Origin of the sequence: Streptomyces lushanensis (assembly GCF_001700515.1) — a bacterium.
GTDB lineage: Bacteria > Actinomycetota > Actinomycetes > Streptomycetales > Streptomycetaceae > Streptomyces > Streptomyces lushanensis.
Window position 1 is genome coordinate 1 of record NZ_MAUD01000085.1, and the last position, 17,767, is coordinate 17,767.

At 70.4% G+C, this 17,767-nt stretch carries 13 protein-coding genes; 4 read left to right on the forward strand and 9 right to left on the reverse strand.

Annotation, left to right across the window (positions count from 1 at the left end; translation table 11 throughout):
- Window positions 1–274: 274 nt before the first annotated feature.
- Both BFF77_RS07855 and BFF77_RS07860 read right to left on the reverse strand, forming a co-directional pair.
- On the reverse strand, window positions 275–1,126 hold the full coding sequence (locus BFF77_RS07855; protein ID WP_066945445.1) for a helix-turn-helix domain-containing protein: 852 nt from the start codon (window positions 1,124–1,126) through the stop codon (window positions 275–277).
- Window positions 1,127–1,324: 198 nt separating this feature from the next.
- On the reverse strand, window positions 1,325–2,077 hold the full coding sequence (locus BFF77_RS07860; protein WP_066945450.1) for a DUF6879 family protein: 753 nt from the start codon (window positions 2,075–2,077) through the stop codon (window positions 1,325–1,327).
- A 174-nt stretch (window positions 2,078–2,251) separates the two neighbouring features.
- Here BFF77_RS07860 and BFF77_RS32955 point away from each other — a divergent pair, with 174 nt between their 5' ends.
- Together BFF77_RS32955 and BFF77_RS07865 are read left to right on the forward strand one after the other, a co-directional pair.
- Window positions 2,252–2,452, forward strand: coding sequence for a hypothetical protein (locus BFF77_RS32955; protein WP_079124934.1), 201 nt, complete (start codon window positions 2,252–2,254; stop codon window positions 2,450–2,452).
- Window positions 2,453–2,886: 434 nt separating this feature from the next.
- Window positions 2,887–3,543 carry a class I SAM-dependent DNA methyltransferase gene (locus BFF77_RS07865; protein ID WP_066945452.1) on the forward strand — a complete coding sequence of 219 codons (657 nt, stop codon included), beginning with the start codon at window positions 2,887–2,889 and terminating at the stop codon, window positions 3,541–3,543.
- Window positions 3,544–3,670: 127 nt separating this feature from the next.
- On the opposite strand, the gene BFF77_RS07870 is transcribed toward BFF77_RS07865, so the two are convergent.
- The 5 genes from BFF77_RS07870 to BFF77_RS07890 all read right to left on the reverse strand — a co-directional run bounded on the left by BFF77_RS07870 (window position 3,671) and on the right by BFF77_RS07890 (window position 11,182).
- Window positions 3,671–6,337, reverse strand: coding sequence for a DUF6185 family protein (locus BFF77_RS07870; RefSeq protein ID WP_066945455.1), 2,667 nt, complete (start codon window positions 6,335–6,337; stop codon window positions 3,671–3,673).
- A 112-nt stretch (window positions 6,338–6,449) separates the two neighbouring features.
- Window positions 6,450–7,541, reverse strand: a complete 1,092-nt coding sequence (locus BFF77_RS07875) for a P-loop NTPase family protein (protein ID WP_066945458.1) — start codon at window positions 7,539–7,541, stop codon at window positions 6,450–6,452.
- Window positions 7,542–7,546: 5 nt separating this feature from the next.
- Window positions 7,547–8,479: an N-acetylneuraminate synthase family protein gene (locus tag BFF77_RS07880; RefSeq protein WP_066945461.1), complete on the reverse strand. Its 933-nt coding sequence runs from the start codon at window positions 8,477–8,479 to the stop codon at window positions 7,547–7,549.
- Window positions 8,480–8,489: 10 nt separating this feature from the next.
- A complete protein-coding gene (locus BFF77_RS07885) occupies window positions 8,490–9,704 on the reverse strand; it encodes an acylneuraminate cytidylyltransferase (protein WP_066945463.1) in 1,215 nt (404 codons plus the stop codon).
- A gap of 152 nt (window positions 9,705–9,856) precedes the next feature.
- Window positions 9,857–11,182 (reverse strand): DUF6716 putative glycosyltransferase, encoded by a 1,326-nt coding sequence (locus BFF77_RS07890; RefSeq protein ID WP_079124935.1) that lies wholly within the window; start codon window positions 11,180–11,182, stop codon window positions 9,857–9,859.
- A gap of 188 nt (window positions 11,183–11,370) precedes the next feature.
- On the opposite strand from BFF77_RS07890, the gene BFF77_RS07895 reads away from it, so the two are divergent.
- The gene (locus tag BFF77_RS07895) at window positions 11,371–12,354 is read left to right on the forward strand and encodes a glycosyltransferase family 2 protein (protein ID WP_066945469.1); all 984 of its coding nucleotides are present in this window, start codon (window positions 11,371–11,373) and stop codon (window positions 12,352–12,354) included.
- A complete protein-coding gene (locus BFF77_RS07900; RefSeq protein ID WP_066945471.1) occupies window positions 12,354–13,700 on the forward strand; it encodes a polysialyltransferase family glycosyltransferase in 1,347 nt (448 codons plus the stop codon). The genes BFF77_RS07895 and BFF77_RS07900 overlap by 1 nt, the downstream gene beginning before the upstream one ends.
- A 164-nt stretch (window positions 13,701–13,864) precedes the next feature.
- Here the strand turns inward: BFF77_RS07900 and BFF77_RS07905 are convergent, their stop codons facing one another.
- Both BFF77_RS07905 and BFF77_RS07910 read right to left on the reverse strand, forming a co-directional pair.
- Window positions 13,865–16,204 (reverse strand): glycosyltransferase, encoded by a 2,340-nt coding sequence (locus BFF77_RS07905; protein ID WP_066945475.1) that lies wholly within the window; start codon window positions 16,202–16,204, stop codon window positions 13,865–13,867.
- The gene (locus BFF77_RS07910) at window positions 16,201–17,727 is read right to left on the reverse strand and encodes a glycosyltransferase family 29 protein (RefSeq protein ID WP_245703310.1); all 1,527 of its coding nucleotides are present in this window, start codon (window positions 17,725–17,727) and stop codon (window positions 16,201–16,203) included. The genes BFF77_RS07905 and BFF77_RS07910 overlap by 4 nt, the downstream gene beginning before the upstream one ends.
- Window positions 17,728–17,767: the final 40 nt, after the last annotated feature.

Sequence of the window (17,767 nt, forward strand, 5' to 3'; positions counted from 1 at the left end):
CCCTCCCAGCCTGCCGGGACCCCGCCCGCCGGAACGAGCGGGGTGTGCTGCGGCTGCTCGCCGACCACCGCGAGGACCGCCCCAACCGGCAAGAGGCCCCGCCACCGCCCGTACGAAGGCCCCCGTTCCAAAACGTGCACGACGCCCGCCGCGCCCCGTCCAATCCGTACCTCGGCCCGGTCTCGGACACCACCGTCGCCTACCGCGCCGCCCCTCGGCCATCCTCTGGGCGACCGCACCTTCAAGCCCGAGTTCTCCGCCGGACCCGTCGGCCTCAGAGCAAGTTCAACGCCCGCCGCGCCGCGTTGACGAGGTTGTGCGCGTCAACGCCGTACACGGCGGACTCCCGAAGCGTGTTCCAGACCCGCAGGTAGGTGGCAACGCTGTCGGCGTCGTCCAGCCACAATTCCGCGTGCCAGTCCTCGGCGATCACGAGCCTGTCATCCAGGATCCAGAAGCCGTTGGCCGGTGGGATCTTGAGCGAGGCACCGAGCGGAATGATCCCCAGTTCCACGGTGTCCATGCCGATGACGCCTGCGAGTCGGTCCAGCTGGCCGGCGAGAACAGACGGAGGACAGATCAGGGCGTGAAGGGCCGGCTCCCACACCAGGGCGTGGAACTTCCGGTCCGCCTCGTACAACCACTCCTGGCGCCGCATGCGGGCGCGGACCGCAGCTTCTGTGTCGCGGACCGAACCCTGAAGGTCTGCGTACCGCAGAAAGATGTGCCGTGCGTAGTCGGCCGTCTGCACCATGCCAGGAACGACGGACTCCTCCCAGGCGTAGATGGCCTGGGCCCGTCCGACCTCAAGGTTCCAGCTGTCCTGCACGGGCCGGTGCCCGGCGGCCAGCTGTCGGCGCCAAGAACGGGTGCGGGACTCGAAACCCTTCAGCCGGGCGTCCAGTTCCTCGAAGACGTCCGGCCGACCGACACCTCCGGCCCAGGCCCGCAGGTCTTCGCTGGTGGCGGTCTGCCGGCCGTTCTCCAGCTTGTAGATCTTGGAGTGTGTCCAGCCGAGCCGCTGGGCGAGTTGCGTACCGGTGAGCCGTCCTCCCCGGGCAGACAGCCGGAGTTCCCTCAAACGCAGTCCGAGGGCCTCCCTGGCCTGCTGGAAGTCGGTGCTCACTGCTTGCGCTCGCTACGGGTCTCTCGTTCGGAACTTGCTGGGCTCACGTGCCCTGGCACCGCGCCTCGCCGCGTTGTCGTCGGTCGCCCACGCTCCGCGTGGGCTCCCTTCTCCGCCTGCGATCCACGGCACCAACGCCGACATGAGCCGCTGCCGCGGCGGGCGCTCCCTGATCCGGCCAGATCCAAACGAAAGACCCTAGTCGTTGGCGCCGAGCCGAGCCGCGAACCGGTCGTACGGCAGAGACCCGTGCACCGCGGCGTCGCGGACCTGGCAATACCGCAAGACCTCCGCAGGTTCCGTGAGGACCTCGACGTCGTGGAAGGCGTCCTCGCCATCGAAGCGGAGCACGGCCACCAGCCGGCTGTCGAAGATCCAGAAGTCTTCGGCGGGCAGCCGGAGCCGCTCCGCGTCCTCGCGCCACAGGTTCCGCACGTCCTCGCCCGTTGCCGCGTTGCACTTCGCATAGTCGAGCAGGAACAACTGTCCCTCGGTCGGAGGGGTGTCGACGACGCGCACCCGCCCCACGTACTTGCCGCCGGCCGTCTGCCGACGGATGTTCGAGCACCACTCGCTGTCGAGGTCGTGCGGGGCCGTGCCGGTCGCCAGGAACTCCGCGTACCCGGGATCCTCCCGATCCGATGCGTAGCCCCGCCTGGTCTCCAGGTGCCAGGCCGAATGCTCGAAGGTCTCGAAGAGCAGGCCGAACTCCTCCTGATCGATCAGCTTGGGCACGCGGGTCACCTCCTTGGGCGCGTGATTGACGAGGAGTTCACGCGGCACGACCACCGCGGCATCTCCAGGGCCGAAGTGCTGGAGCTGGGCGATGTCCTCGGGGTCGGTGAGCGGTGTTCCCTGGACGATGATCTCACCGGAGTCGAGATCCTCGTGAACGGCGGGGCAGCCACCGTTCTTGCTGTCGGTGCCGTTGAAGCGCAGTCGTCGTGCCACGGTCGCCTCCCATGGTCTGTGCCCTGTCGCCATCAGCATCGCCAGCCCTGGTGCGCCCGCACTACAGCGTGCGCCCCCTCGCCTGAGATCATGCGAGAACATTTGACCAGATGGGGAGAACATTCGAGATCATTGCATCGCGGTCGGTAACTCCCGCTCCCTACCGTCCTGTCCATGGTCACAGCACGCGACGATGTTGATCCCTTGACAGCCGTGGAGTCCCTGCGGACGGCCCTCGATCAGGCACGCATCGTGCTGCCGTCGCTCGGAGTCGACGTCGGCTCGCCCACTCTTGGACTCGTGGAGCTGGGCCGCGTGCGCCCTGGTGTGGCCATGAGACTGGCGGAGGCGCTCCGACAAGGCGGCGGGAAATGAGTGGCGGGGAAATGCCTCATGAGGATGGCGGCCTGCTGCCTCGGATGACGCTGAGGGTCTACACCTTGGACCGCGAGGGTCGCGTCACGAGCGATTCCGGCACGCACGGCTTCGAGGGCGCCGAAGCCGAGACTGCGACAAGTCTTGGGCAGGAGTTTCCTCCTTGTGCCTGCCCACACCACCGGGTTGCGAGGGCTGTGTGATGAGCGCTCCCGCTACCGACACCGCCGCGTTGTCCGCCGACTCGGAATGGGCCGGCGGACGGGACGGGTTCGAATCGGTACGGGGCGATCGGCCTCCGGAGGAGAATGCCCATGACGTTGCTCTCGGCCGGCCCGCGAGCACCCGTACGCGGGACTGGGCCCGAAGGAACCGCTCGGCGCCGGTCGGCCACGCGTCGAGCACCTGACGATCAATGTGCCGGAGGAACCGACTTGCCCGCACTCCACGACATCGCCGCCGAGACCGAACTGTGGGACGCCTATGCCGCCTCCGCCTTCAAGGACGACGTCGAGCCCGGCTTCAGCTGGACCCAGTACGCCGGGCACGGGCCCGGAGCCGAATTGCTCGGTGAACCGCGCTCCGTGCTGGAGATCGGCTGCGGGACCGGTCGCGCCCTCGCCCATCTCGCCCAGCGCGGCATCGTCGCCCATGGCGTCGACCTGTCCCCCGTCATGGTCGGGAAATCCGCCGCGAGGTGGAACGGCACCGGTGCGGTGTTCCGGTGCGCCGAGGTCCTGGAGTACCTGAGCGGACACGCGGAACCGTACGACGCCGTCTACTCCGTCTTCGGGGCCGCCTGGTTCACCGACCCGGGCCGTCTCTTCCCGCTCGTCCGGCGGCGGCTGACGCCCGGCGGCGTCTTCGTCTTCTCACAGCCGCCGGCCATCCCCGGCGCGTACGGGCCGCAGGGCATGTACAAGGGAGGCTTCGCGGGCAGGGCGTTGTTCACCTACCGCTACAGCTACCGCCCGGCCGTGTGGGAGCGCCTGCTCACGCGGGCCGGGTTCGCCACGGCCGACGCCCGGGTCCTCGACGCGCCTCGGCCCGGCCACATCGGGACGCTCCTCGTCCGCGCGGTCGCTCCGTGACCGCTGCTCGTCCCCGCCCTCCCATCGGGCCCGGTGTAGGCGGAACCGGCCGCCCGGGGGCCGCCGGTGTAACGCGGCATCGGCCGCCCGGGGCCGCCGGTGTACGCGGCACCGGCAGCCCAGGGGCTCACTTGTCGCCCGTCTGGTCCATGGGTGGGGCTCCGTCCGGTTCCGCGAAGAACTGCCAGATCGTGATCATGGCGAGGATCTGGGCGAAGAGATACGCCAGCTGAAGTGAGTAGTAGCGCATCTGGTAGACGGACAGGAGCAGGCCCAGCCGGCTCTGCCAGTAGCGGCGCTCGTCCTGGAAGGTGTGGATGTCCAGGGCGATGCCGGTGACCGTGAGGACGAAGAGCATCGCCAGGACGTAGAGCGCGAGGTTGGCGTTGCTCTCGTGGGTGAACCAGTTGTTGAGCGACGCGTCGACAGCGATGGGCAGGGCGAAGGCGAGGGCGACCGGGAGGGCCTTGGCCGTGCCCCGGCGCCCCGGCAGCCGGCGCCAGAGCGCGCCGAGGACGAAACCCGCGCCGGCCCAGGTGGTCGCCCAGTACACGAAGGTGAGAGCCAGGTCGGGCAGGCCGAAGTAGTAGGACAGGGTGCTCTGCCACGCCTCTCCGCGCACGCCCCAGGCCCAGGTGGCCAAGGCGCTCGCGGGCAGCCCCAGCGTCATGGCGAAGCGCGCTCCCCTGCTGCCGTTGGCCCACCAGGTGTCGCCGGGACCGAGGGCCAGGGCCGCGTCCACGACCGACACCCGCGCCGGGAGCCGGTCGGCACCGGTCACGGCACCCGTACCGGCGCCGGCCGGCCAGTCGTGCAGCCGGCTCAGCTCGCGCTCCAGGTCCTTTCTCCTGGGCGGCAGGTCGCCGAAGAGGCCCTGGTCGAGACGGCGCAGCTCGGCGTGGATCTCACGGTAGGCGCGGGCCTTGCTCAGCAGTGTTCCGCGTGCGGCGGGGCCCATGGCGGTGGCGAGGGAGGCCCCGGAGTGCTCGAAGGTCTGTGCGAGAACGGCTCGGCGGGCGAAGAGTTCCGCGGCTCCGTACAGGGTCACCATGGAGATCGGTATCAACAGCGGACTGAGGATTCCGACGCCCACGTAGTAGCCGGAGGCCACACCGACGGCGACCGGGAAGAACGAGAGGAACAGCAGACGGTCCGCCCTGTCGGCGAGCGGGGACAGCGAGGACCGCACACCGCACACCCGCAGTACGGCGAGCACGGCGGCGCTCGTCATCAACCATCCGTAGACGATGAGCCAGTCCTGTCCGTTGGGGAAGGACCACGCCAGCTCACTCAGGAAATCGCCCCGGTGGTCCGCCCCGTACACCGGATCCGCGCGATCGCTCAGCCAGGAGACCCGCCGCCAGTTCCGCTCCTCCATCAGCGCGAAGCACAGTGCGACGACCACCGTCGCCACGCCGACCGCCGGTCCCGCGACACGGAGCCGCAGCACCCTGCGGGTGCCGGGAAAGCGCCGGCTGAGCGGGAGCAGACCCCCGTCGTCGGCGAGCCGCCAGAGGGCCGCGACCGAGCCGAGCAGCGTCAGCGCCGTGCCGCAGCAGCCGAGAAGGGCGAACGCCGCGAGTACGGGGTACGAGGGGCTGAGGTCCCGGGCCGGCCACCACAGGTCCATCCCTTCGAACCACAGCACCGTCGCCGTGGAAGGGAGGGCCAGAGCGGCGGCGGCGATCCGGACGGAGACCGGTGGTCTGGCGAAGCCGAACAGCAGCGCGGCCACGATCAGGGCCAGACCGTGTCCGACGATGATCTGGCCCGCGAACGGCATTCCGTCGCCGGCGCGCTGCGTGTATCTGACGACGACGTCGTCCACACCGATCAGCGCCTCCAGGGCGACGGCCACCGGTGCCCAGACGACGAGGTTGCGCAGGGTACGGCTCTGCTCGGCGGTGCGGTTGCCCGGGCGCCGCAGACAGCGGCGGGCGGCGACCAGCAGGAGAGCCGACAGGGTGGACACCCAGAGCAGGCCGCCGAGGCGGTTCAGCCCGATGGCGATCAGACGGTCGTTCTGAGCGGCCCACGAGCGTTGCCAGGGCGGTTCGAGGGAGACCCTCACGTCGGGCACCGCGGGTAAGGCCGCCGCGCCCTGCCGCGAGGTCTTCGCCGCCTTCGTCTCTTGCGCCGCGTCCTTCGGCTTCTTCTGTGCGGCCGATTTCCTCGCCGCGGCGGATTCCCTCTCGGCGGCGGGTCTCCACACCAGCGCCGTGGCGCCCTGCCCGGTCGTCGGCCGCGGTGACGCCGAATCGGCCCCGGGCGAGCCGGGATCCACCGTGATCGTCTCCCACCGGGCGTCCGCCAGGGCGGCCGGCGGGCTCAGCCGTACCGTCCAGCGGTCGGCTCCCGCCCGTATCCGCCAGGTGCCGACGTCGATGTGCGACCGGTAGGTGGAGACCCAGGAGTGCGCCTTGTCCACGACCTTCACCCGGCCGCTCCTGGCGGTCACGGCCGGAGGGCCGGTACGCCACTCCTGCCAGCGGCGCTGCTGGCCCGGCCCGCTTCTGGTGAGGCAGGCCATCGCCCGGACGTAGCGGCTGCTCCTCTCACCGAGCAGCAGGTCCTGTGCCCACGGCCACGCGCGGGGAACGTCCACGCTCAGCTCGGTGGTGATCCTGGTGTACGTCCGGTCCTCGTGGTGCAGGGTCACCGACGTCCTGACCCGCGCCCCCGTGAGCCGGGACGCCTCGCAGAGATCCGTCCGCTCCGGCGCCGCCGCCTCCGCGGGCGACGGCCGGGCGAGAACGCCGAGAACCGCCGCCAGTGCCAGCACGGCGACCGCCAAGGCGCGGCTGCTCCTCAACAGATGTGCCCCCGGTTGTGCCCCTGGTCCGAAATCCGTGAGCACAGCATGCCGGACACCCGTTCGGGGAGCGCCCGGTTCGGCGATATCCGGACTACGCCGGCGCCGCGGGCGACGCCGTCTTCGGCAGCCGGTGGACGTCCCGCGCCGTCGTCGTCACTCCCGACAGGAAGCCCTGGGCGCGGGGCGAGGCCGAGGACTTGAGCCACTCCGGGGCGATGTCGCAGACGGCCACGCGGACGCCGGTGCCGGCGAGGGCCAGCGGGAGGGTGTGGACGACCGTGGAGGGGAAGCTCAGGATCGTGCTGCCGATCGGGCCGCGCCGGGCGATCAGTTCCAGGGGAAGGTCCGGGCGGACGATCTCCAGGCCGGTGGCCGTGTGGAGGCGGTGGAGTTTGTCCGCGCTCTCACGCCGGTGCGCGAAGTAGCGCGTGGCGTTGTGGGTACGGGCCAGGGAGGCGACCGCCTCCAGATACTGGTCCGCGTCGACCACGCCCGTCTCCACGAGCGAGGTGCCGACCATGTCCGCGCCCTGGTGGACCCTGGGCGGACCGAAGGTGGCCCTGGTCCACTCGAAGGAGTTGGCGCTCACCGTGATCCCGTCCGGTACGTCCTGGACGGGCATCGAGGTGAAGACCTCGACCGGACGCTCACCGGACGGGGTCAGCCGCCGCCGCGCGGCGGCCGTGACGGGCGCGAGCACCAGTTCCCTCGGCCCGCGGGAGCCACCGCGCCGGTGCCAGCGCACCAGCCGCTCGCCGCGGGCGATCTGGCCTATGAACTCCACGGTCGCGGTGCCGTCGTCCACGACCGTCAGCTCCTTGGTGCCGACCAGGGTCAGCAGGAGCTGGACATACCGGGAGAACGGATCGCCTATCACGATCCTGCCGGCCTTCCGCAGCAGCGGTGCCAGCTCCCGTACGGTCCGCAGGGGCGCCCCCGCACCACCGCGCGCGTCCTGCCAGCGCACGGTGAAGCCCTCGTCGCGGGCCAGCTCCGCCATCCGCCGGAGCTGGCCGCGTGACATGGGATCGGTGGGCGAGAGCACGACGACGGTGAGCGCGTCGGCCGCGTCACCCGTCGCGCTCGCGCGCGCCCACTCCAGCACGTTGAGCAGCTGGACCGGGCTCTCCACAAAAGCGATCACACGAGGGTGCGGGGGACGGCCCCCGCTGGGACCGGTCATGGCCGTCAGACCGCCGAGGACTCGGCAGCGGCAGTCTCGGCGACGACGCCCGCGACACGGCGGAGCTTCTTCATCGGGCCGAGCTCCGACTCGTAGACCTTCTTGACACCGTCACCGAGGGAGGCCTCGATGGTGCGGATGTCACGCACGAGGCGCTGGAGACCCTGCGGCTCGACCGAGGCGGCCTGGTCCGAGCCCCACATGGCGCGGTCGAGGGTGATGTGGCGCTCGACGAAGGCGGCACCGAGGGCGACGGCGGCGAGGGTGGTCTGCAGACCGGTCTCGTGGCCGCTGTAGCCGATCGGCACGTTCGGGTACTCCGCCTGGAGCGTGTTGATCACGCGCAGGTTGAGCTCCTCGGCCTTGGCCGGGTACGTCGACGTGGCGTGGCAGAGCAGGATGTTGTCGCTGCCCAGGACCTCGACCGCGTGACGGATCTGCTTCGGCGTCGACATGCCGGTGGAGAGGATGACCGTACGGCCGGTGGCGCGCAGGGCGCGCAGCAGCTCGTCGTCGGTCAGCGACGCGGAGGCCACCTTGTGGGCCGGCAGGTCGAACTTCTCCAGGAAGGCGACGGCCTCGGTGTCCCACGGGGAGGCGAACCAGTCGATCCCGCGCTCCTTGCAGTGCTCGTCGATGGCGCGGTACTCGTCCTCGCCGAACTCGACGCGGTGACGGTAGTCGATGTACGTCATCCGGCCCCAGGGGGTGTCGCGCTCGATGTCCCACTGGTCGCGCGGCGTGCAGATCTCCGGGGTGCGCTTCTGGAACTTGACCGCGTCACAGCCCGCCTCGGCGGCCACATCGATCAGGGCGATGGCGTTGTCCAGCTCGCCGTTGTGGTTGATGCCGATCTCACCCGTGACATAGACGGGCTGGCCGGGGCCGGCGGTCCGCGTGCCGAAGGTCCGCAAGCGGGAGGTGGCGTCGGTGCTCATGGGTGGGTCCTTACTTGTTGAGGGTGTTCGTGTGGGGGGTCTGGAGACCCGGACCGAGAAGCCAGGCGGCGATCTCGCGGATCGCCCCTTCGCCGCCGGGGGTCGTGGTGACGGCACGCGCGGCGGCGCGTACGGCGTCATGGGCGCTCGCGACGGCCACCGGCCAGCCGACGAGGCCGAAGCACGGGAGGTCGTTGACGTCGTTGCCGACGTACAGCACGCGCTCGGGCGTGATCCCGTGCTCGTCGCACCACTGCTTGAGTGCGAGGTCCTTGCGGTCGATGCCATGGAGCACCGGCACCTGAAGCTTGCGGGCGCGCGCGGCGACGACCGGGTTCTGCTCGGTGGAGAGGATGAGCAGTTCCAGGCCGGAGCGGCGCATCGCGGCGATCCCGAGTCCGTCGCCGCGGTGGACGGCGACCGTCTCGCGGCCGTCCGAGTCGACCAGCACCTTGTCGTCGGTCTGGGTCCCGTCGAAGTCCAGGACGACGGCGTCGACATCGTCGAACGTGGGCAGGACGGCCGGGTCGAGCAGCGGCGCGAGGGCGCGGGCGCGGGCCAGGTCGTGCGGATCGTCGATCTCCAGCACCCGGGCCGGGTCGGTCCTGACGAGCGCGGTACGGCCGAAGAAGCGGTGGTTGGCGGCGCGGAAGCCGTCGGCGCGCATCGCGTAGGCGGCGCCGGTCTCCAGATACTCCTGGGGACGGTCCTGGCGGCGCGGCCGGTTCGCCTTGTCGTGGTTGACGCCGTAGCCGCCCGAGGCGCCGGCGTCGGCGCTGCCGGCGCTGTCCTGGCGCCAGATGAAGCCGTGGGTGGGCGCGACGGTCAGGGCGCTGTCGGCGCCGTCCTCGGTGACGGCGCCCGCGACGCCGTCGAGGTCCTCGGCCGTGATGAAGGGGCTGGTGCACTGCACCAGCAGCACCACGTCGGCGGCCACACCGCGCATCGCCTCGTACGCGTCCATCGCGTGCAGGACGGCGGCCTCGCTGGTCGCCGTGTCGCCCGCGATCGCCGCGGGACGCAGGACGACCTCGGCGCCGGCGGACCGTGCCGCCTCGGCTATGGCCGCGTCGTCGGTCGAGACGACGACATCGGTGACGCGCCGGGCCGCGAGGCTCGCGCGGACGGCGCGGACGACGAGCGGGACACCGCCGACCGCTGCGAGGTTCTTCGCGGGTACGCCTTTGGATCCGCCGCGTGCGGGAATCACCGCGAGGACGGTCATCTGTACTCCTTGGTCCGCGGATGCTGCCTCCGCGGCGGGTCGCTGTGCGGCTCGTGCTTCTTGCTCTGCTGCGGCTCGGTGCTGTTCTTCCGTTGGTGCCTGTGCTCGTGCCGGTGGCGCCGTGTACGGGAGGTACGGGGTGTCGCGGCGCGTCACAGGTCGCCCATACGCCGGATGACGGGAGCCACGCGCTGTACGCCGTGCCGGTACGCGCCGCGCGCCGCTCCCCGTACCGCCTCGCGCACCACCCGGCGGACCCCGCCGTTGCCGCCCGCCGCGGCCTTGGCCGCCGACGGCAGCGGTGTGCCGTCCGCCGAGAGGTGGTAGCGGGCGAGGAGCCCCGGCAGATAGCCGGGCGCGGTGGTGGCCGTGTAGTACGGGCTCAGCGGCGGCAGCACGGGTCCGTCGAGCAGCTTCGCGACCTGCTTGCGCGCCGTGTCGAAGGCCGAGGAGTACGAGCCGTCGGCCGCGACGCCCTGGCGGTCCGCCCAGACGGCGTCGGCGCGCGGGCGTCCGCCGCCGTCGAGCTGGTCCCAGGAGGCCAGACAGCCGGAGCCGATGAAGTGGTGGTTGCCGAGGGGCTCGCGCACTCCGAGATCGGTGAGGATCGCGGTGGGAATGCGCCGGTGGAGGGCTTCCAGGGCCGCGGTCGAGGAGACGGTGACCAGCAGATCGGTCCGGTCGAGAAGCTCGCCCATGTTCCCGTACACCAGCTTGAAATTGGGCGGCAGACCGCCCGGCACCTTCTCGGCGAGCCGCTGGTACGGGAACTCCTCCACATGTGTGGTGTGCTCGCCGATCTTGCTGCGCAGCTTCAGCAGGACCTCGCGGCGCGGATGCAGCCGGGCGTGCTCGACCAGGCGCTTGAGCAGATAGGCGCGGTCGGCGCGGTTGACCGGTACGGACGGCTGCGCGGCGAAGACGACCGTGTCACGGCCCTCCTCGGGGACGTAGCGCTCACCGCCGAGGAAGGGCAGCGCGGCCTCGGTGACCGAGGAGGCGTCGGCCCCCACGCCTTCGTAGACGGCGCGGAAGCGCTGGCCGTCGAAGCGGGAGTTCGCGAGGACGACGTCCGCGCCGTGCCGCAGCAGCAGACCGTCCGAGAGCTTCTCGTAGACAACGCCCACATAGCCGGTGACGATCACCGGCCGGTCTTCCAGCTCCAGTGCGGATATCCCGTGGAGCATGGCCTGTACGGCGCCCCCGACCAGGGCGAGCACGACGAGGTCGTACTCCTTCTCGCGCAGCGTCTGGAGGAACGCGGTGCCGGTCACCTCACGCAGCGCGTCCGCCTCCGCGCCGACCTCGGCGAGCTGGCGGGCGGTGGGCGTGGCTCTGCCGCGCAGCAGATAGCCGCTCAGCTCGGTGGAGCGGCCTTCCGGGGCGATGCGGCGCGCGGTGAGCGCACCCCACTTCCACCGGGTGTCGGAGTCGGCGAGCACTGCGACCCGGACCGCTTCATTGGTACGTGATGGCACGACGAGGACGTTAGAAAGAGTTTCCGTTTGTCGGCCGAACTCAATGGCAATAAAGGGTTAACAACACATCTACGGATGGCGAAGTCGGCCCAGGAGGGCCGCGCTTCATGGTTCCGCCATTCTTCGTTCACCTTCCATACGCCCAGATGTCAGAACGAATGGTCTTGTGCCGCCTAGCGTCTCCGGTCGTGGTCAAGCTCTCCGTCGTCGTGCCGTTCTACAACGTGCAGACATACGCCCTCGAAACCCTGAGAAGCCTTCGCGCGAACAGCCGCGACGACTTCGAGTTCCTGCTGGTCGACGACTGTTCGACCGATGGAACCCCCGAGATTCTCGAACAGGCCGCCCGTGATCTTCCAGGGGCGGTCCTGCTCAGACATGAACAGAACGGCGGACTGGCTACGGCACGCAATACCGGGCTCGACGCCTCGCGCGGTGAGTACGTGACGTTCCTCGACGGCGACGACTGGGCGGCGCCCGGCCACTTCGAGCGGCTCGTGGCCGCCATCGAGGGGCTGGGCGTCGACTTCATCCGTACCGACCACGTCCAGTTCACGGCCAGGGAGCGGACCATCCACCGGGTCCCGGTCGGCCGCCGCGACGAGGTGCTGAGGCCGCGCGACGCGATCCTGCCGGTGAACCGCACGAACTCCGTCGACTACGCGTACGCCTGGGCCGGCGCCTACCACCGGCGGCTGGTCGACCGCGGTGTGGTGCATTTCACGGACGGGCTGCGGACCGCCGAGGACCGGCCGTGGATCTGGCGGCTGCACCGCGAGGCGGAGTCCTTCGCCGTCGTCGGGCTGCTCGGTGTCTTCTACCGGCGCGGAGTCGCCTCGTCCCTCACCCAGATCGGTGATGTACGGCAGCTCGACTTCATCCGGGCCTTCGACCAGGTCGTCGAGGAGACCGCGAAGGACGCGGAGGCCGACCGCTTCCTGCCCAAGGCCGTGCGCACGTACTGCGCGATCATCGCCCACCATCTCGCGGCGAAGGACCGCTTCGAGCCGGCCGTGGCGCGCCAGTTGCGTACGATGAGCGCCGCCGCCCTGAAGCGACTGCCGCAGGATCTCCTGAAGGAAGCACTCGACTCGATGGATCTGGACCGCTCGGCCCAGTTGCGCCGCCTGCGTCGGCGGATGGTCCCCTCCACCGGAAAGGCGGCGGCCTGATGGACCGGTCCGACCGCAGGACGACGCAGATCTTCTGCGCCTCCACCCTCTACGGAGCCGCCACCCTCGCCGCCGCGATCGACGCCGGTCTCTTCCGGCCGGCCGCCCGGCGGGTGCTGCTCGTCAGCAACAACGCGGGTACGCCCGAGCTGACGCCCTCGGTGAACGAGATGCCGGGATTCGAGCAGCTCCGCGACCGCTTCGACGACCTCATGTCGTGGAACGAGACCATCGCGCCCTCGCATCCCGGAGTCTGGGAGCCGCGGCCCGAGGACATCCCCATGTGGGAGCGCCATCTGCGGCTGGCCTGGCGTCTGGGCGACGACCGGGTCGAGCTGATCGTGGAGTCGATCCAGGTCAACCCCGCCCTCGCGATCGCCCAGATCCTCACCGACGCGAGCATCGAAGTGTACGCGGACGGGCTGATGAGCTACGGGCCCACCCGTAACAAGATCGATCCGCTGGTCGGCGAGCGGGTGCGCAGACTGCTCCACCTCGACCTCGTGGCGGGACTCGAACCGCTGCTCCTGACGGAGTTCGGCGTCCGGCCCGAGCTGGTGCCGACGGACGCGTTCATCCGGGTCCTGGACCAGCTCTCCGACGCCGTGACCGGGATCAGGGCGCCGTCGGCGCCGCCCGCGCTGCTCCTCGGCCAGTACCTCTCCGCGCTCGGCATCATCAGCGAGCGCGAGGAGGAGGAACTGCATATCCGGATGGTGCGCGGAGCGGTCGCGCTCGGGCACACCGAGGTGGTGTTCAAGCCGCACCCCACCGCGCCGGCGGTCTGGTCGCAGCGGCTGGAGCGGGAGGCGGAGAAGCTCGGCGCCGAGCTGACCATCCTGGACTCGCCGGTCCTCGCCGAGGTGCTCTACCGGCGGCTGAAGCCCGCGCTGGTCGTCGGATGCTTCTCCACGGCGCTGCTCACCGCCTCCGCCTTCTACGGCATCCCGGTGGCGCGCACGGGCACGGAACTGCTGCTGGAGCGGCTCTCCCCGTACCAGAACAGCAACCGCGTACCGCTGACGATCGTGGACGCGCTGCTGCCGCCGCTGGACGGCGAGGAGAAGCACGAGCCGGAGACACGGCTCGCGGACCTGGTCGCGGCCGTCGGCTACGCGATGCAGCACCGGATGTATCCGGAGCTGCGGCCCACGGCCGAGAGCTATCTCTCGGAACGGCTGAACGACCGGACCTGGCGGTACTTCAAGCGGCGCCGGCTCACCTCGCTCGGGCTGCCCGGCGGTATCCCGGAGCAGCTCAACCGTCTGCCGCGCAACCCGACCGCCCAGCGCATGGTGCGCCGGGCCCGGAGGCTGCGCCGAGCGGTGCTCAAGGGCGCGCGCTGAGACACGCCCCCGGGCGTGTCCGGCCGGCTCCTGTCCGGCCGGACGGGTGTCCGGCCGGACGGGACGCGGGGTTCCGGAGCCGCGGGTTCCGGAGCCGGTCTCGTTCTCACACGAACGCCGGGCGGGCTGAATCACAGCCCGCCCGGCGTTCTCGAGTGCGGGGATCAGCGGACCGGCGTGCCCAGGATCGCCCGCAGGTCCGCGGCGTTCGCCTGGGTGATCTTCCACAGCTCCTGCTGCCGGCCGTGCACATCGGCGACCGACGCGGCGTGGTCGTCCAGCAGTCCCACCGCGCGCTCGGTGAGCACCGCGCCCAGGTTCTTGTCGTGGACGGAGACACCCCACTCCGGGCGCTCGATGTCGGCCAGGAAGTACGCCATCTTCGGGTGCGAGATCAGGCTGATGATCGGCGTCCCGCAGCCGAACGGGATCATTCCCGCGTGCCCGCGCATACCGATGACCAGCTTCGTCCGGGCGTAGGTGTCCCGGATCTCGTCGTTCTCGAAGTCGTACATCGGGATGACCGGCATCGAGATGCCGTGCTCACGGCGCAGGTCGAAGGCGATCTTCTCGTCGTCCAGCGAGTGCGCCACACACTTCACCTCGGCGTGCTCGCCGAGCGCGCGCACCGCCTTGGCCATCTCCGCCAGGAAGTGCGCGTAGTCGTGGCCGAAGCGCAGCCCGGCCCGGTCGTACGCGGCGTTGATCATGACCGTGTTCTCGCGGAACGCGGGATCGGTCCAGCCGTCGACGAGCTGCCGGGTGACCGTGGTCGGGCAGGGCTGGAAGCGCACCTTGTCCTGGAGCTCGGCCGGCAGCAGCGCGCGGACCTTCTCGATCGAGCCGTGGTTGCGGAGCCCGAAGAAGGCGGCCTGCTCGACCAGCAGACGCAGGCTGGTGTTGAAGCGCTCGGCCCGGTACGACTGGCCGTCGAAGGCGTTGAAGCCGACCGCGTACACCACGATCGGTACGTCGATCCGCCTGAGGTGCTCGTCCGGGACGTTCCACTGCCAGGCGCTGTTCCCGTTGGGCGCGGTGTCCGGGATGAACAGTCCGCCGCCGCCGATGACCAGTCCGCGCCGGGAGTTGACCCGCTCCAGCGCCGCCTCGTCGAAGTAGCGGTGGGCGTGGATCGAGTGCCAGCGGCGGGGCCCGGTGTCGGCGTCGAAGGTCAGCCGTACGGACTCCGGCAGCAGCTTGTCGCCCGCGTTGCCCTGCTGGGGCATGTAGAAGGCGACATGGGCGAGCTGGTCCTCGGGCGCGCCCTCCCTGGGGCCCGGCACATTCTGCGTACGGAGCCTCATCAGCCGGTTGGCCCGGTGCGTGGGGTCGACGGAGAGCCCGTCCAGCGCGTAGCTGCGCGCCGTCTCGTCGTCGCCGTGGATCCAGGCGATCTGGGCCAGCCGGGAGTAGGCGGTCGCCGCGCGGTTGGGGGCCGAGGTGGCCAGCAGGAGCTGGGCCTCCGCCTCCTCGTAGCGGGACACGCTCATCAGGGCGTTTCCGTACACCTCGTGCGGCCAGGCGGAGTCCACCGGGATACGCACGGAGGCGAGGATGTCCACGGCCTCCTGGAACTCGCCCGCGCCGATGTGCGCCAGCGCCACCCGGCGCGCGCTCTCCACGTCGCCGGTACGGGCGACGTACGGAGTGCCGAAGTGGACGAGCAGATCGTGGTGGGTGGACCCGGATCCCGCCATGTACGCGGCGTGGAACTCGGCGTCGGAGAGCTCGAACTCGCGCCAGCGGTCCTCGGCCTTGCCGTAGCCGTGCTCGCCGCCCTGCCAGGGCTTGTGACGCCCGGTGAAGTGCAGGATCGCGGTCTCGTCCGGTACGGCCAGGTCGCCGGAGAGCCGCCGCTTGACGAAGTTGTAGCGGCTGTCGAGCTGGACGAAGTCACCGTCCAGGACGGCGTTGAGGATGCCCTGGTCGTGCTTGTCCAGCTCGTAGTCGCCGCTGCGGCCCACGGCGTCGATCCGCGCGCAGAACTCGTCGCTCAGATACTCGCGCTGGATGACCAGGAGCCCGCTGTTGAGCTTGTGCTGGCCGTAGAAGAACTGCGGCACCGCCGCCAGTCCCTCGCGCATCTTCAGCAGCTCGCCCAGATCGCCCAGCACCACCATGTCGGTGTCCAGGGTGATCACGGTGTCGTAGTCCCGGATGCGGAACACGTCGAGGATGAAGTACGCCTTGCGCACCAGGTAGTTCTCCTGGTCGCCCTTGGCGTACGAGTCGTAACGGGCCGCGTCGACCCGGCGCAGCTCGATCCGCGGGTGCAGGGCGCGGATCTTGGCGATGGAGGACGGCCGCAGATCGTCGTGCAGGACGATGAAGTCCTCGCACACCCCGGGGTTGGACAGGGCGAGGCTGCGCAGCAGCACCAGGAAGCCCGGGAGGTAGTTCTCGTCGACGAAGCTCGCGAACGCGACGCGGCGCTTGCCCGTCAGCGCGCTGGCGGACGCGGCGGCGGAGGGACGGCCGACGGCGGAGAAGGTGGTGGCGGTCATCGCAGGGAGATCCTCGCATCGGTCACGCTCTGGGCGCGTTCCATGACCCACGCCTTCTCGCTGGTGTACTCGTGCACGGAGGTGATGGGCATCTTCATCGCCTCCTTGAGGCGGTAGGCGCCGCTCTCGTAGAAGTCGAAGCCGATCAGGTCGAGCTTCGGGCTGACGTCCAGGAAGTCCAGCAGCCAGAGCATGTTGAAACCGCTGGTCGGGATGGAGCTCCAGACGTCGGCGCCCAGCTTGCCGATGTTGCGCACCGGCCACCGCAGGGACTCGTCGCCGAGGTACTGCTGCGCCCCGGGCACCAGACGGTTGCGCAGGGAGTACTTCCAGTCGCCCGAGATCCCGCCGAAGATCAGCCGCGTGGTGACCTTCTGGTCCCAGTTGAAGCCGTGCTTGTGGATGGAGACATGGATGTCGGTGCGCTTGCCGGTGGCCGGCGCGTCGATCTTGTACGAGTTGAAGCGGACGACGAGGTCGTACGCGTCGATCTCGCGGCCCATCGATCCGTTACCCACACGCTGGGAGTTGGCGATCAGGCAGATCGACTTGCCCGCGATCTGGTTGCGGAACTCACCGAGGGTGAGCCACTCGACATCGCCGAAGGTCGGGTCCGCGACCGGGCCGCGCAGCCGGTTCCTGCGCTGCTCGGCGTAGAGGCCGACCAGATCGCGCAGCTCGGAGGCGTCGCCCCCGTTCACCCCGATCCGCAGATCGAGGTAGTGCGCGATGGCCTCCTGGAGGTCCGGCAGCGGATACGCCGTGTCCCGGGCCATGGTGAGGAGCGCGCCGACCAGCCGGGGCTCGGCCTGGGCCCAGTCGCCGAGGTCGCTCAGGGCGAGGCCCTCGGCCCAGACGTCGGTGGCCGGTCCGCCGTGGAGCGCGGCCCTCGGGGACTCGCTCTCCAGCAGCCGCAGCAGCTCCTCCTGGCGCTGCCGGCCGATGCGCAGGCCGGCGTTCTTGGACACGACGCCGAATCCATCGTCGTCGGTGAGCGCGAGATAGCGGTCGTACGCCTCGATGGTCCCGGCCTCGTCGCCCAGGGCCTCCAGCGTCCTCGCGCGCAGCCGCCAGCCGGCCCGCGATCCCTTGCGGGCGGTGAGCACGGTGTCGCTGATGAGCGCGGCGAGCTTCAGCTCGTCGTCGTAACGGCACTCCAGGGCCTTGTTGCCGACGGCCAGCAGGGCGTCGAGCAGCTCGCTGCTGAGGTTGCTGCCGCCGCTGCCCGTGGCGGCCTTGGCGCTGCGCCGCAGCAGCGCGGTGGCGCCGCCGCCGGACGGGGCCGAGGCGCGGGAGGCCGAGGACTGCGTCAGGGCGTAGGTGGCGAGCAGACCGCGCAGCTTCTCCGCGAGCTCCACGCGTCTGCGGTCCAGGCTGGCGACCAGCTTGCCGCTGTGGACCGCGCAGGCCTGGATGCAGTCCTCCAGCTCGACCGGATTGATCCGCGCCTGTGGTGCTCCACTGTCGGGCGTAACGGCCGGACTCCCCCCGTTACGCGGCCTCGGCCATCGGTTACGGCCCATTGTCATGCTTCTCCAAGCGTTTGCTGCCCCGCTGACGAAT

Coding starts and splice junctions, on each gene's coding strand:
- BFF77_RS32955 (WP_079124934.1), top strand. CDS start 2,252: ATGGTCACAGCACGCGACGATGTTGATCCCTTGACAGCCGTGGAGTCC.
- BFF77_RS07875 (WP_066945458.1), bottom strand. CDS start 7,541: ATGACCGGTCCCAGCGGGGGCCGTCCCCCGCACCCTCGTGTGATCGCT.
- BFF77_RS07880 (WP_066945461.1), bottom strand. CDS start 8,479: ATGAGCACCGACGCCACCTCCCGCTTGCGGACCTTCGGCACGCGGACC.
- BFF77_RS07885 (WP_066945463.1), bottom strand. CDS start 9,704: ATGACCGTCCTCGCGGTGATTCCCGCACGCGGCGGATCCAAAGGCGTA.
- BFF77_RS07900 (WP_066945471.1), top strand. CDS start 12,354: ATGGACCGGTCCGACCGCAGGACGACGCAGATCTTCTGCGCCTCCACC.
- BFF77_RS07905 (WP_066945475.1), bottom strand. CDS start 16,204: ATGACCGCCACCACCTTCTCCGCCGTCGGCCGTCCCTCCGCCGCCGCG.
- BFF77_RS07910 (WP_245703310.1), bottom strand. CDS start 17,727: ATGGGCCGTAACCGATGGCCGAGGCCGCGTAACGGGGGGAGTCCGGCC.